The sequence below is a fragment of the Vibrio aquaticus genome, assembly GCF_003970385.1.
In the GTDB taxonomy this organism is placed as follows: Bacteria; Pseudomonadota; Gammaproteobacteria; order Enterobacterales; family Vibrionaceae; genus Vibrio; species Vibrio aquaticus.
On sequence record NZ_RXZH01000012.1, the window covers coordinates 15,398 to 29,543 of the forward strand.

At 46.8% G+C, this 14,146-nt stretch carries 13 protein-coding genes; 10 read left to right on the forward strand and 3 right to left on the reverse strand.

Translation table 11 applies throughout. The features are described 5' to 3' along the window. Nucleotides 1-50: 50 nt before the first annotated feature. Nucleotides 51-848, reverse strand: coding sequence for a sporulation protein (locus tag EJ063_RS18110; protein WP_126575718.1), 798 nt, complete (start codon nt 846-848; stop codon nt 51-53). 292 nt (nt 849-1,140) lie between these two features. Between EJ063_RS18110 and EJ063_RS18115 the strand changes: the two genes are divergently transcribed. The 5 genes from EJ063_RS18115 to EJ063_RS18140 all read left to right on the forward strand — a co-directional run bounded on the left by EJ063_RS18115 (nt 1,141) and on the right by EJ063_RS18140 (nt 5,270). Continuing rightward, nucleotides 1,141-1,308 (forward strand): hypothetical protein, encoded by a 168-nt coding sequence (locus EJ063_RS18115; protein ID WP_126575719.1) that lies wholly within the window; start codon nt 1,141-1,143, stop codon nt 1,306-1,308. Between the two features lie 98 nt (nt 1,309-1,406). Then, nucleotides 1,407-1,673, forward strand: coding sequence for a YihD family protein (locus EJ063_RS18120; protein ID WP_126575720.1), 267 nt, complete (start codon nt 1,407-1,409; stop codon nt 1,671-1,673). 512 nt (nt 1,674-2,185) lie between these two features. Then, a complete protein-coding gene (gene ccoG, locus EJ063_RS18130) occupies nt 2,186-3,604 on the forward strand; it encodes a cytochrome c oxidase accessory protein CcoG (RefSeq protein ID WP_126575721.1) in 1,419 nt (472 codons plus the stop codon). A 52-nt stretch (nt 3,605-3,656) separates the two neighbouring features. Then, entirely contained in the window at nt 3,657-4,643 is a 987-nt protein-coding gene (locus EJ063_RS18135) for a serine/threonine protein kinase (RefSeq protein WP_126575769.1), read from the forward strand. 24 nt (nt 4,644-4,667) lie between these two features. Beyond that, nucleotides 4,668-5,270: a thiol:disulfide interchange protein DsbA/DsbL gene (locus EJ063_RS18140; RefSeq protein WP_126575722.1), complete on the forward strand. Its 603-nt coding sequence runs from the start codon at nt 4,668-4,670 to the stop codon at nt 5,268-5,270. Between the two features lie 52 nt (nt 5,271-5,322). On the opposite strand, the gene yihG is transcribed toward EJ063_RS18140, so the two are convergent. Continuing rightward, the gene (gene yihG, locus EJ063_RS18145) at nt 5,323-6,207 is read right to left on the reverse strand and encodes a 1-acylglycerol-3-phosphate O-acyltransferase, YihG family (protein ID WP_126575723.1); all 885 of its coding nucleotides are present in this window, start codon (nt 6,205-6,207) and stop codon (nt 5,323-5,325) included. Between the two features lie 183 nt (nt 6,208-6,390). Between yihG and EJ063_RS18150 the strand changes: the two genes are divergently transcribed. Then, entirely contained in the window at nt 6,391-7,371 is a 981-nt protein-coding gene (locus tag EJ063_RS18150) for a DUF2860 domain-containing protein (protein ID WP_126575724.1), read from the forward strand. Between the two features lie 30 nt (nt 7,372-7,401). Here the strand turns inward: EJ063_RS18150 and EJ063_RS18155 are convergent, their stop codons facing one another. Continuing rightward, nucleotides 7,402-8,925 (reverse strand): YifB family Mg chelatase-like AAA ATPase, encoded by a 1,524-nt coding sequence (locus tag EJ063_RS18155; RefSeq protein ID WP_126575725.1) that lies wholly within the window; start codon nt 8,923-8,925, stop codon nt 7,402-7,404. Nucleotides 8,926-9,403: 478 nt separating this feature from the next. On the opposite strand from EJ063_RS18155, the gene ilvG reads away from it, so the two are divergent. Genes ilvG through ilvD form a run of 4 tightly spaced genes read left to right on the forward strand, consistent with a single transcriptional unit; the run spans nt 9,404 to nt 14,146 of the window. Further along, nucleotides 9,404-11,050, forward strand: coding sequence for an acetolactate synthase 2 catalytic subunit (gene ilvG, locus EJ063_RS18160; protein ID WP_126575726.1), 1,647 nt, complete (start codon nt 9,404-9,406; stop codon nt 11,048-11,050). A gap of 1 nt (nt 11,051) precedes the next feature. Continuing rightward, nucleotides 11,052-11,336, forward strand: a complete 285-nt coding sequence (gene ilvM, locus EJ063_RS18165) for an acetolactate synthase 2 small subunit (RefSeq protein WP_126575727.1) — start codon at nt 11,052-11,054, stop codon at nt 11,334-11,336. 12 nt (nt 11,337-11,348) lie between these two features. Continuing rightward, nucleotides 11,349-12,293 (forward strand): branched-chain-amino-acid transaminase, encoded by a 945-nt coding sequence (gene ilvE / locus EJ063_RS18170; RefSeq protein WP_126575728.1) that lies wholly within the window; start codon nt 11,349-11,351, stop codon nt 12,291-12,293. A gap of 11 nt (nt 12,294-12,304) precedes the next feature. Continuing rightward, nucleotides 12,305-14,146, forward strand: coding sequence for a dihydroxy-acid dehydratase (gene ilvD, locus EJ063_RS18175; RefSeq protein WP_126575729.1), 1,842 nt, complete (start codon nt 12,305-12,307; stop codon nt 14,144-14,146).

Sequence of the window (14,146 nt, forward strand, 5' to 3'; positions counted from 1 at the left end):
GTATTACACATTAAGCGTACACTTGTAAGCTGAAATATTTTAACTTTCTGTTAAGAATGGCTATCTAAATACTCAAGTACCTGCTTACCCGCTTCTACCGCCGATGTATTTAGTGGTAGTGACAACTCTCGTTTCAGCTGACCTACTCCGAGTAAGCTCGCCAACATCCCTTTGGCCCCTTCGCGATGACGATCCACTTCAAACCACAGCTTGAGTTCATCATCGGTTCGATAAGCGACCACTTCAAGCTCTCGCCAACGACCATGAAAAGGCCCTGTTGTCGGTACAAATTCAAATTCTTGGACAAATGGCATCGCAAAGCCATCGACCTCTTCACACTCTACCTGCCTAATACGCAAGCCTTGCTCTTCCAACGCGGTAAAAATGCCGTCCAACAACGGATCAGGACGAACAGTAAGAATGTCTTTGTCGGTTGGATCTTTCGCCATCGCGATATCTAAGCCCGTTTCCAACCACACTTTGGAGTCGCCAATCGTCACTGGGGTATTCCAAGGGACATCGAGCTCAACCTCAAAGTCGCGAGTTTCACCCGGCTTAATCGTAAACGCGTAAGGCAATGACCATTTGGCTAACACATAGCTTGCCGGCACTCGGCGCATACGCCCAGCCGTCTGTTTGCTCTTATCATGATCTGCGGGCATCTCTTTGATGTAACGGCAATAGAGTTTCAAATCGATATTATCGATCTCTTGCTCCGTTGATCCGCCATAGACATGAATGGTGATATTGACCTTTTGGCCCGGGTGCAATACCTCTTGCTGCAGAACTGAATCTACATTCGCCGAACCAATACCAAAACTTGCCAAAGTTTTCTTAAATAACGACATAGTTACCTCTTGGTTTCAAAAGTGATTCAATAACTTTCATACTAATCTCGTTTACTGTCTCACTGCTACTACCTGCTTCACATAATTGTAGCCAACGAAAAACGATTAGATATCGACCAATCTGACTGATAATGCTAATCTATTTATTGATATGCGTGCATATCACTACTCCTGATTAATTATTTGGATTGGCGAAAGCCAAAAAGAGCCAAACTTCAGCAATGAAGATCGACTCATGGTTAATCAGGCCATTACATTGGCAATGGATATGCCTGACAGTTAGGTATGTTAAATGCGCCCAATGACCGTCAGGTTTTCGCACACTAACCGTAGTGCGATGCGCCGCCGCAGTGGCTTTACAGCTGCTCCAGTAGCAAAGAAAACAGCTCCGACAATGACACTCGTTGAAAAGAGTGCTATCACAGCCTCAGTTTCAACCAAAGTTGTTCAGGCAGCTTAGTTAAAAAGCGCAGTCTTCACTGCGCTTTTTTCTTACCTTCATTCAACCAATTTGATACCTTTAGCGTTAAATCATTACAAAAATCATGGAGAAACCCTGTGAAGTGTCACCGTATTGAGGAGCTTCTTGAACTGCTTGAACCTGAATGGCAAAAAGATCAAGAACTTAACCTGCTACAAATGATCGTTAAATTGGCGCAAGAAGCAGGCTACGAAGGTAAGCTTGAAGGCCTCACTGACGATGTACTTATCTACCACCTTAAAATGCGTAACAGCGCAAAAGATGAGATGATCCCAGGCCTGAAAAAAGACCAAGAAGATGACTTTAAAACAGCGATCCTTCGAGCTCGCGGCATCATCGACTAGATAAAGATTGAAAGTAAAAAGCGGCGTCAGCCGCTTTTTTTATATCTATTCTGATATGGAAGGACAAACTGTTAGGCGATTTATTTCTATAACTGTACTAGGGTCTGTTGACCTTTTGCGGTTAAATTTTGTTCGAGATAAAAGCGTTTTAATCGCGGCGAGAGGTTTGTAGCCTAGTCATTCTAAGCAAAAAACTCTCAACAAAGAGAAAAACGCTTTTAGCCGAACCCTTTGGGCAGCGTTTGTGGCTCCTTTCTACTGCGTTATCGGCTTATCAGGTAGAGCAACTACATTTCAAAGCCTCTGCCTTGTATAAAGAACCCACAAACGGCTGCAAAAATCAGCTCAAAAGATCAACAGACCCTAATGTTTGTTGTTAAAGGTTGATAACCTTAAAGAAATGAAATTGTTATTGCGTATATAATCGCCGCCCATTAGTTAATACTAAAATTGCAATGTCTATAGAGTGTGAAACGTATAAATCACACCGCAAAGCCTAAGAAGGAAGCTTCATGAGTCAGGACAAGATCGATATAAAAGATGTGACTCCTAAAACCTTTAACCCTAAGACGCACAAAACAAAGGGCGACAGGTTTAACCCTAGCAATCGTATTTATGTACGAGAAAGCAAAGGAACATTCCAGCAATTACGTCGCTACGGCGGATGGTTTCTGTTGCTCTTTTTTGCGTTGATTCCATGGATTCCCTATGGCGAGCGCCAAGCGATCTTGCTTGATATCGGCCAGCAGCAATTCAACTTTTTTGGTACCACCCTTTACCCGCAAGATCTTACCTTGCTGGCTTTGCTGTTTGTGATCGCGGCCTTTGCGCTGTTTTTCATTACCACCTTCCTCGGCCGGGTTTGGTGTGGCTATCTCTGCCCTCAAACCGTTTGGACCTTTATGTATATTTGGTTCGAAGAGAAGCTCGAGGGCAGCGCCAATAAACGCCGCAAACAGGATTCAGGTAAGCTAACCGCTAACTTAGCCATGCGCAAAGCGGCCAAACATGTCGCCTGGTGGGCCATTGCCCTTGCGACGGGTTTTACCTTCACCGGTTACTTTGTTCCTATCCAAGATTTGGTTGTGGGCTTCTTTACCTTCAGCGCTGAGTTTTGGCCTGTCTTCTGGGTACTGTTCTTTGCGGTTTGTACCTACGCGAATGCGGGCTGGATGCGTTCTATCATGTGTATCCACATGTGCCCTTACGCGCGTTTCCAATCTGCGATGTTCGATAAAGATACCTTCATTGTGGGCTATGACAGCAAGCGCGGCGAAACACGTGGCCCTCGCTCACGCAAAGCCGATCATAAAGCACTTGGCTTAGGCGACTGTATCGATTGTGACTTATGTGTACAGGTCTGCCCAACCGGGATTGATATTCGTGATGGCCTACAATACGAATGTATCAACTGTGGTGCGTGTATTGATGCCTGTGATAAAACCATGGACCGTATGGGCTATGAGAAAGGTCTTATTAGCTACACCACCGAGCACCGCTTATCGGGCAAACACACCAAAGTCGCTCGTCCTAAACTGCTTGGCTATGGTGCCATATTACTGGTTATGATTGGCTTGTTCTTCGTTCAGGTGGCGAGTGTCGACCCAGCAGGACTCAGTGTGCTTCGTGACCGTAATCAGCTATTCAGAGTCAATGGAGCGGGTGAAATTGAAAACACCTACACACTTAAGATCATCAACAAAACTCAGCAAGAGCAACAATACACGCTGAATGTGGAAGGTTTGAGTGATGTCTCTTGGTACGGCAAGCAAACCGTGCAAGTGGACCCGGGCGAAGTATTAAACCTGCCGATGAGTTTAGGCATAAACCCTGATAATCTCAGCTCTCCTGTTTCGACAATTCAGTTTATACTGTCGGATAGCGAAGACTTCTCTATTTCAGTAGAAAGCCGCTTTATTAAGAAGCTTTAGACTTTCTACCCACAGAATGGAAAGGGGCTCAGTAATGAGCCTCTTTTATTTTATGACCCAACAAGCATTTAACTTTGATGCCCTTACCCCAGATTTCATGTGGTACGCATTAGAAAGCATTGGTATCCGAGCTGAGTCCGGTTTTCTTGCGCTCAATAGCTATGAAAACCGTGTTTATCAATTTACCGATGAAGAGCGTCAACGCTATGTGGTGAAGTTCTACCGCCCAGAGCGTTGGAGCGAAGCACAAATTCAAGAAGAGCATGACTTCACCCTTGAGCTCATTGAGTCCGAGATCCCAGTCGCGCCCCCCGTCAAGCTCAACGGTCAAACCTTGCATTACTACCAAGGCTACCTATTTGCGCTATTTGAAAGTGTCGGTGGGCGTCAATTTGAGGTCGACAACCTTGAGCAACTTGAAGGCGTGGGTCGATTCCTCGGTCGTATTCATAAAGTCGGCTCTCGCGCCCCGTTTGAACACCGACCAACCGTTGGTCTAGATGAATACCTTTATCAGCCACGCAAGCTCCTAGAGTCATCGCAATTTATCCCGATGCATCTAGAGAACGCTTTCTTTAATGATTTAGACCTACTGATTAAGTCGCTAGAGAACCAATGGAATAACTCGACCAATATCATTCGACTTCATGGTGACTGCCACCCGGGCAATATCTTATGGCGAGATGGGCCAATGTTTGTCGACCTGGACGACTCTCGTAATGGCCCTGCGATTCAAGACTTATGGATGCTACTCAACGGTGAGAGAGCCGATAAGATCATGCAGTTGGATATAATCTTGGAAGCGTATCAAGAGTTTAATGATTTCAATGTCAATGAATTGAAACTAATTGAGCCATTGCGCGGTCTACGTATGGTGCACTATATGGCATGGTTAGCAAAAAGATGGCAAGATCCGGCTTTTCCTATCGCTTTCCCTTGGTTTAATGATCCAAAATATTGGGAAAGCCAGGTACTGGCCATTAAAGAGCAAATCTCTGCACTGGAAGAACCACCACTTTCGCTCATGCCGCAGTGGTAAATAAAACAAAACATGGAGTCAACAATGAAAAAGCTGTTCGCACTAGTTGCAACATTGATGCTAAGCCTCTCTGCTCACGCAGCACAATTTAGCCAAGGTGAGCACTACAAAGTGCTAAATTTAGAAGCATCAAAAAAACCAACAGTAACGGAATTCTTCTCTTTCTACTGCCCACACTGTAATACGTTTGAACCTATCATTCAGCAATTGAAAGCTCAGCTACCAGCCGATGCTAAGTTCCAGAAGAACCACGTTTCTTTTATGGGCGGCAACATGGGTGAGTCAATGAGCAAGGCTTACGCGACCATGGTGGCACTAAAAGTCGAAGATAAGATGACACCGGTTATGTTTAACCGTATTCACAACATGCGTAAAGCGCCTAAAAACGATGAAGAGCTTCGTCAAATCTTCCTAGATGAAGGTGTTGATGCGAAAAAATTCGACGGTGCATTCAAAGGCTTTGCGGTAGATTCTATGGTTCGTCGTTTCGACAAGCAGTTTAAAGATAGCGGTCTTTCAGGCGTGCCTGCTGTTGTCGTTAACAACAAGTACCTTGTTGAAGCTCAATCAATCAAAACCATTGATGAGTACTTCGCACTGGTTAACTACCTACTGACACTGAAGTAATCAGTCGATGCAGATAGACAAAAGGGAGCTGATGCTCCCTTTTTTGTTGATGTTATTTTGGCTGATGAAGCTGTTTAAGTAACTCATCTTTCTCTTGCCACACCTCACCCAGCCACTGTTGAAACTGACGCTTAAAAGGCTTGTCGTTAAAGTAATCCCCTTGCACTTTCTCATCCACAGGCAACACCTTAGTTCGCACCACTATCTTGGTCATACGCCCCATCAACACATCTTTAAACGGTTTATCGGTATTTTCTGGATAGGCTAACGTCACATCAATGATGTTCTCAAATTGATCGCCCATCGCCGCGAGTGTGTAGGCAATGCCACCCGTTTTAGGTTGCAGTAAATATTCGTAACCGGCTTTGCTCTTAGCCTGCTTAGCAGAAGTAAAGCGTGTCCCTTCGACGTAATTCACCACCGTTGTCGGTGTGTGCTGAAACTTAGCACATGAGCGGCGCGTGGTGGCTAAATCTTGGCCACGCTTTTCAGGATGACGAATCAAGTACTGACGCGAATAACGGCGCATAAACGGCATATCGAGCGCCCAACAAGCCATGCCGATAAATGGCACATACAACAGTTGCTGCTTAAGGAAAAACTTCGGCATTGGGATACGGTCTTTAAATACGCAACACAGCACCACAATATCTGTCCAGCTAAGGTGGTTGCTGATCATCAAGTACCAACCGTCCTTCTTAAGCTCCTTTCCACCCTCGACATCCCATTCCACTCGGTTGGAGACATTCAGGATGAGAGAGTTAACCGTAGCCCATAACCACATGATTTTATTCGCTAACTGAGTTCCTTTCGCTTTGAGAGCCGCACTAGGCAGCAGAAGCTTAAAGATCGCCACCACACAAATAGCAATGGAACAGAGTGCTGAGTTAAGGATGACTAATGTGCTGTTCAGAACAAGAAGTAGATGTGCCAACATATCGCTTAATAGAGAAAATTAACCAAAAGTTTATAAATAATCGTTTATGAATGATAAAGCAGCGTGTAATTATACAAGCCATTGGAAAGTTTGAAACTAATCTGGCTATGGTCAGAGTAGTTTGAACAAAGCCCGACCTAGTTAGAGGTACGTTTGCTGGGTCTACATTATGGAGAGTCATTAATGACAACAAAAATACTCGCACTCACTCTAACGATTGCCGCCTCTGCTCCAGCAATGGCTCAGCTGTCAGAGCGCGGCGGCCTCAGCGGAGAAGTCTCATTAAGTGCCGGTTACACCTCTTCCACCTCTAACTTTAATACCGACACCAATGCAACTATCACTGACAACACCCAAAAAGGCGAAAGTGACAGCGGCTTCATACCGGTTCCTTTAGGCAATATCGCCTATACCTTTGGATCTCAGTTAGATAAGCAGTTTTACGCCGGTACGGCCCGTGAAGATATCGCCGTAGGCACCTTAGCGCTAGAGCTAGGCTATAAGCAACAACTGGCTAATGGAACAGTGATTGATGCCTCTTTCCTTCCAACCATTATGTCTGGTGAAACTTGGGCCAACCCATTCCAAGAAAATGTCGTCAGAACAACAACCGATGAGACCGGTAATGCGTACCGCCTTAAGTTCAGCAATATCGCCAAGTCCGGTTTTAGCCTAGATACGGCTTACGCCGTGAAAGATATTGATAGCGAACAATCGGGTCAGGCACTTTCGAGTGAAGCGCAAAATGCCCTACGACGTGATGCAAACTTGCTCTATGTGAAAGGTGACTACCGACTGTTCCTTGACCGTACCACCTTCTTGATTCCATCCATCACCTACATCCAAACGGATGCAGATGGTAAGGCAAACTCCAATACGTCATGGGGTGGTGAATTATCACTATTTAAAATCATTCATCGCCATCAGTTTGTATTAACGGCTGGTTATACAACCCGAGACTACGATGCTTCTCATCCCGTGTATGACACGGTTCGATCAGACGATGAGTTAAGCTTCTTCGCCGCCTATGAGTATAAAGACTTGATGGGCTGGAAAGACTGGTCGCTAATCTCATTTGCAGGCTACGGAACCACTGACTCCAATATCGACTTTTACGATGAAGAGCAGGTGATTTTATCACTCGGTGTTAACTACCAATTCTAAGCATTGACGCCCGCTAAATTGCGGGCTTTTTTATACCGATTGTGCGGTGAGCTCCCGAAGCAACCGATCCATAGCACGATAACCTAATGCTTCGGCCAGATGAGATCGGGTGATTTGCTCAGCGCCATCTAAATCCGCAATGGTTCGAGCAACCTTAATAATTCGATGATAAGCGCGAATCGACAACCCAAGACGATGAAGCGCACTTTCTAGAAACTGGGCGTCTTGCTTGTCTAGTGGGCAGTAGCGCTCAATTTCTCGACTGCCAAGTAACGCGTTCACCTTATTGCTTCTCGATAACATTACTTCACGGGCGTCATAAACTCGCTGACGAACGACCTCGGTGGTTTCACCTCGATCACCGCCTTCAGCCAATGTGCCTTTTGGCAGAGCAGGTATTTCTAGTGACATATCAAAACGATCCAGTAATGGCCCCGATAAGCGACTCAAATAACGCAGAATCATCTGCGGATTGACCCTCGCTTGATTGCCTTCGTAATACCCTGTCGGGCTTGGATTGAGCGCACCGACCAATTGAAATCGAGCAGGAAAACGTGTTTTACCTTGGGCACGCGAAATGATAATTTCACCGGATTCTAGAGGCTCACGCAAAGAGTCGAGCACCTTGCGTTCGAACTCGGGCATTTCATCAAGGAAGAGTAAGCCATTGTGAGCCAAAGAGATCTCACCCGGACGAGGAATCGACCCACCACCCACTAAGGCAGCCATTGAGCTTGAATGATGGGGCGAGCGAAATGGGCGCTGTTTCCAGTTATGAGCATTAATTTCTTGCTGAGTTAATGAAGCCACCGAAGCGGTTTCCATCGCTTCGTCATCACTCATCTCAGGCAATAAATCGCAGAGTCGAGATGCAAGCATGGTTTTACCGGTCCCGGGAGGGCCAAGGAAAAGCAGGTTGTGATTCCCTGCCGCTGCAATTTCTAACGCTCGCTTACCTTGCTGCTGACCAATGATATCTTGCAGATCGCGTTGATGATGGCGAATAACATGCTGAGCACCACTTTGATGTAACGATAGTTTCTGCTGACCACACAAATCTGCACACACCTCCAGTAAGCTCTGCGCGGATTTATGGTTATCCGCTCCTACCAACGCGGCTTGGTCACCATTGCAATGAGGCACCACCAAGCTACGATTAGCCTTATTGGCCGCCAGTGCTGCAGGTAATACGCCTTTGACTCTGCGCAGCTCTCCAGACAAGGCCAATTCACCAATAAACTCTTTCTTCTCGATCTCTTGTAAAGGAATTTGCTCCGAGGCGGCTAAGATGCCCAACGCGATGGGTAAATCAAAACGCCCGCCCTCTTTAGGTAGATCCGCCGGAGCTAAGTTGACCGTAATACGCTTAGCAGGAAATTCAAAGCGAGAGTTAATGATGGCACTGCGCACTCGGTCTCGAGACTCTTTCACTGTGGTTTCCGGCAAGCCAACTAAAGTAAAGCCTGGCATACCGTTACTGATATGGACTTCAACACTGACAGTAGGCGCTTCAACCCCAACGCACGCTCGGCTGTGGATAACGGCTAACCCCATAACCACACCCTATTTTCTAAATTGAACATTTATCCCCCTGATACTTCGTTCATTTCTTTATCAAGGTTGTTATATAGCTTGGCTAGATGCTGAAAGAATGTGAAAAAAGAATGACTTTTTGCTTGTCATTTAACGGAATTGTATGTTACCACTAGAGACGCAAACATTTTCGTGCCTAACTAAGCACAAATATAACTATAGAAAGAATGATGAACTTTAACGCCCGCTTCAACGCACTGATTGCCCTGATTATCGTGGTCATTATTGACACCACGCGGGGTCTAGTGGGCGAAAGATAGCCACAGAATAGAAAAAACCCCCGCACTGAAAAGTCCGGGGGTTTTTTACAATTAATACGCCGTAAATTTAGGCATATAACGAATTGAAAAGCTCATTAAAGAGCTGCAGGAAGAATGGGAGCGCACATGAAGTGCAAGGCAACACAACAAATGATGATGGATCACCAAGGAGGCTTACGATGACAGGTGCTGAATTAGTCGTAGCCGCATTGGCTCAGCAAGGAATAAAGACCGTTTTTGGTTACCCGGGTGGGGCAATCATGCCTATCTACGATGCGCTTTACGATGGTGGTGTCGAGCATATCCTCTGCCGTCATGAGCAAGGTGCGGCAATGGCCGCCATCGGTATGGCACGAGCCACTCAAGACGTAGCAGTATGCATGGCAACCTCAGGCCCAGGTGCAACAAACCTTGTCACAGGCCTCGCTGATGCTTTTATGGATTCCATCCCACTTGTTGCGATCACCGGTCAGGTTGCTAGCTCTCACATTGGTACTGATGCTTTCCAAGAGATGGACGTGATCGGTATGTCGTTGTCTTGTACCAAACACAGCTACCTAGTGACTGACATCAACGAACTTGCACCAACCATGGCTGAAGCCTTCGAAGTGGCAAAAACCGGTCGCCCTGGTCCTGTTATTGTCGATATCGCTAAAGACGTTCAGCTTGCTCAATCGCCAGTGACCTCTCTTCCTCCATTTACTCCGCCACCTATGCCTGTCGCACAAGCAAGCGATATTGCAAAAGCACAGGAGCTTCTTTCAACAAGTTGTCGCCCTGTCTTGTACGTTGGTGGTGGTGTTCAACTTGGTCACGCTACCGATTCAGTACGCGAGTTCCTACGTTTAAACCCAATGCCATCGGTAAGCACACTGAAAGGCTTAGGCACTATTGAACGTCACGACCCACACTACCTTGGTATGCTAGGGATGCACGGCACCAAAGCAGCTAACCTAGTGGTACAAGAGTGTGACTTACTGATTGCAGTGGGTGCGCGTTTTGATGACCGAGTAACCGGCAAGCTCGATACTTTTGCGCCAAACGCTAAGGTCATTCACATTGATATCGATGCCGCCGAGCTGCACAAACTGCGCACGGCCAATGCGGCGGTTCGCGCGGAAATTCCAGCGGTACTTCCTCATTTAGAGCTAACTCACGACATCACGCCTTGGGTTAAGCACAGTGAAAGCCTGCGCAGTGGATTCAAATGGCGCTACGATCACCCAGGCGATCTTATCTACGCTCCGGGTTTACTCAAGCAGCTGTCAGACATGATGCCAGATAGCTCTATCGTCTCGACAGACGTTGGCCAACACCAAATGTGGGCGGCACAACACATTCAGCCGCGCGATCCACAAAACTTCATCACGTCGGCGGGTCTAGGCACCATGGGCTTCGGTCTTCCTGCTGCGATGGGTGCGGCAGTGGCTCGCCCTGATGACCAATCCATCCTCGTGACGGGTGATGGCTCTTTCATGATGAACATCCAAGAACTGGGTACATTAAAGCGTCGTCAAATCCCTGTAAAAGTAGTGCTCCTGAATAACCAACGTTTGGGCATGGTTCGCCAGTGGCAATCTCTGTTCTTTGACGGCCGCCACAGTGAAACCATCCTAGATGACAACCCAGATTTCGTAATGCTAGCGAAAGCTTTTGATATCCCTGGTAAAACCATCACGAAGAAAGAAGAAGTTGAGCCAGCCCTAAAAGAAATGCTAGAAAGTAAGACGTCATACCTTCTTCATGTTTTGATTGATGAAGAAGAAAACGTATGGCCACTTGTACCGCCAGGTGCATCAAACAATGACATGCTGGAGAACACATAACATGGAAAGATACTTACTAGACATCAAAGCAGACGATAAACCTGTCCTGTTAGAGCGTGTTCTTCGCGTTGTTCGCCACCGTGGCTTTATTGTTAAGCAAGTGGCGGGTACGCAAAACCACGAAAGCAAAGTCGCGAGCGTAGAAATCATCGTTGATAGCGATCGCCCAATTTCATTTCTCACCAATCAGATTGAGAAGCTTTGGGACGTACGCACCGTTGAAGTGACGCAAATTGCGCGCGACGAACTACCGAATAACAACCTACAACAAAAGATTTGTGCATAAGGAAGGCAATAAATGGCTACAAAAACTGCAGATTACATTTGGTTCAACGGTGAAATGGTTCCTTGGGCAGAGGCAAATGTACACGTGTTAACTCACGCGATGCACTACGGCACTTCGGTTTTCGAAGGGGTACGCTGTTACAACACACCTAAAGGTCCAATTGTCTTCCGTCACCTAGAACACGCAAAACGTCTTAAAGATTCCGCGAAGATTTACCGCTTCCCAATTCCATACACGGTTGAAGAAATCATGGAAGCGACGCGCGAAACACTGCGTCAAAACAAACTAGACAGTGCATACATTCGCCCACTCGGTTTTGTTGGCAATGTTGGCCTTGGCGTGTGTCCGCCAGCAGAAACAGAAATGGATCTGATCATTGCGGCCTTTCCTTGGGGTTCATACCTAGGTGAAGAAGCGTTAGAAGCTGGCGTCGATGCGATGATTTCAAGTTGGAACCGTGCAGCACCAAACACAATTCCAACCGCAGCTAAAGCAGGTGGTAACTACCTATCATCGCTACTCGTTGGTGGTGAAGCACGTCGTCACGGTTACGACGAAGGTATCGCCCTAAGCGTAGATGGTTACCTATCTGAAGGTGCGGGTGAGAACATCTTCGTGATTAAAGATGGCGTTATCATGACTCCACCAGCAACCAGCGCAATCCTACCGGGTATTACTCGTGACTCGATCATGACACTGGCACGCGATCGTGGTTACGAAGTACGTGAAACCAACATTGCTCGTGAAGCACTTTACCTTGCAGATGAAGTCTTTATGACAGGTACTGCGGCAGAAGTTGTTCCTGTTTCAACCATCGATAAAATTGAAGTAGGCACAGGCAAACGCGGCCCAATCACCAAAGAGCTGCAAGAAGCCTACTTTGGCCTATTCAACGGCACCACGGAAGATAAGTGGGGCTGGTTAGATTACGTTTACCCAGAAAACGCGGCGAAATAAGGAAATAGAAGATGCCTATATATAGATCAGCAACCACCACTCATGGCCGTAATATGGCGGGTGCTCGTGCCCTTTGGCGCGCAACTGGGGTAAAAGACGAAGATTTTGGTAAACCAATTATTGCCGTTGTTAACTCATTCACTCAATTTGTACCAGGTCACGTCCACCTAAAAGATATGGGCCAACTGGTTGCAGGTGAAATCGAAAAAGCCGGCGGTATCGCAAAAGAATTCAACACCATCGCCGTGGATGATGGTATCGCAATGGGCCACGGCGGTATGCTTTACTCACTGCCATCACGTGAACTTATCGCAGACTCAGTAGAATACATGGTCAACGCGCACTGTGCTGACGCGATGGTGTGTATCTCTAACTGTGACAAAATCACTCCAGGGATGCTGATGGCGTCAATGCGCCTTAACATTCCAGTAATTTTCGTCTCTGGCGGTCCAATGGAAGCGGGTAAGACTAAGCTTTCTGACCAGATCATCAAGCTCGACCTTGTTGATGCGATGATCCAAGGCGCTGACCCGAAAGTATCAGACGAGCAAAGTGAACAGATCGAACGTTCTGCGTGCCCTACCTGTGGCTCATGTTCAGGTATGTTCACCGCCAACTCAATGAACTGTCTAACGGAAGCGCTGGGTCTTTCTCAGCCTGGTAACGGTTCAATGCTGGCAACCCACGCAGACCGTGAGCAATTATTCATCAATGCAGGTAAACGTATTGTTGAATTGACTAAGCGTTACTACGAGCAAGACGACGAATCTGCATTGCCACGCAATATCGCTACCTTTGATGCGTTCGAAAACGCGATGGCGCTAGATATCGCGATGGGGGGTTCAACCAACACCATTCTTCACCTACTAGCCGCAGCGCAAGAAGGTGAGATTGACTTCGATATGGACGATATCGATCGCTTATCTCGCAAAGTGCCTCATCTATGTAAAGTGGCGCCATCAACGCAGAAATATCATATGGAAGACGTACACCGCGCGGGTGGTGTCATGGCTATTCTTGGTGAACTTGATCGCGCAGGTCTACTGCACAATGACGCTCGCACCGTGCTTGGCCTTTCAATGAAAGAGCAACTAGCTCAATACGACATCATCCAAACAGAAGACGAAGACGTACTGAAGTTCTTCCGTGCAGGCCCTGCTGGCATTCGTACCACGAAAGCATTCTCTCAAGATTGTCGCTGGGATCGTCTTGATGATGACCGTGCTGAAGGTTGTATCCGTACTAAAGAAAATGCCTTTAGCCAAGAAGGTGGCCTCGCGGTACTGTCAGGCAACATCGCCCTTGATGGTTGTATTGTTAAGACCGCTGGTGTGGATGAAAGCATCCATAAGTTCACTGGCCCTGCAGTCGTGTTTGAAAGCCAAGAAGATGCCGTAGAAGGTATTTTAGGCGGCAAAGTAAAAGCCGGTGACGTAGTCATCATTCGTTACGAAGGTCCTAAAGGTGGCCCGGGTATGCAAGAAATGCTTTACCCAACCACTTACCTAAAATCGATGGGTCTTGGTAAAGAGTGTGCACTTCTGACTGATGGTCGTTTCTCTGGTGGTACATCAGGTCTATCAATCGGTCACGCTTCTCCTGAAGCAGCAAACGGCGGCGCAATTGGTTTGGTAAAACAAGGTGATATTATCGCGATTGATATTCCAAACCGTTCAATTTCTTTAGAAGTTTCTGAACAAGAGCTTGCTGAGCGCCGTGCGAAACAAGATGAGCTAGGCTGGAAACCAGTCGACCGTCAACGTGAAGTTTCTTTTGCCCTGAAAGCGTATGCAAGTATGGCGACCAGTGCTGATAAAGGTGCTGTACGAGATAAATCCAAGCTAGAGGACTAG

What these genes read in the sequence shown, in the direction of transcription:
- ilvM (WP_126575727.1), top strand. Translation starts at nt 11,052, where the DNA reads ATGGAAAGATACTTACTAGACATCAAAGCAGACGATAAACCTGTCCTG.
- ccoG (WP_126575721.1), top strand. Translation starts at nt 2,186, where the DNA reads ATGAGTCAGGACAAGATCGATATAAAAGATGTGACTCCTAAAACCTTT.
- EJ063_RS18140 (WP_126575722.1), top strand. Translation starts at nt 4,668, where the DNA reads ATGAAAAAGCTGTTCGCACTAGTTGCAACATTGATGCTAAGCCTCTCT.
- EJ063_RS18110 (WP_126575718.1), bottom strand. Translation starts at nt 848, where the DNA reads ATGTCGTTATTTAAGAAAACTTTGGCAAGTTTTGGTATTGGTTCGGCG.
- EJ063_RS18135 (WP_126575769.1), top strand. Translation starts at nt 3,657, where the DNA reads ATGACCCAACAAGCATTTAACTTTGATGCCCTTACCCCAGATTTCATG.
- EJ063_RS18115 (WP_126575719.1), top strand. Translation starts at nt 1,141, where the DNA reads ATGCGCCCAATGACCGTCAGGTTTTCGCACACTAACCGTAGTGCGATG.
- EJ063_RS18155 (WP_126575725.1), bottom strand. Translation starts at nt 8,925, where the DNA reads ATGGGGTTAGCCGTTATCCACAGCCGAGCGTGCGTTGGGGTTGAAGCG.
- ilvG (WP_126575726.1), top strand. Translation starts at nt 9,404, where the DNA reads ATGACAGGTGCTGAATTAGTCGTAGCCGCATTGGCTCAGCAAGGAATA.
- EJ063_RS18150 (WP_126575724.1), top strand. Translation starts at nt 6,391, where the DNA reads ATGACAACAAAAATACTCGCACTCACTCTAACGATTGCCGCCTCTGCT.
- ilvD (WP_126575729.1), top strand. Translation starts at nt 12,305, where the DNA reads ATGCCTATATATAGATCAGCAACCACCACTCATGGCCGTAATATGGCG.
- ilvE (WP_126575728.1), top strand. Translation starts at nt 11,349, where the DNA reads ATGGCTACAAAAACTGCAGATTACATTTGGTTCAACGGTGAAATGGTT.
- yihG (WP_126575723.1), bottom strand. Translation starts at nt 6,207, where the DNA reads ATGTTGGCACATCTACTTCTTGTTCTGAACAGCACATTAGTCATCCTT.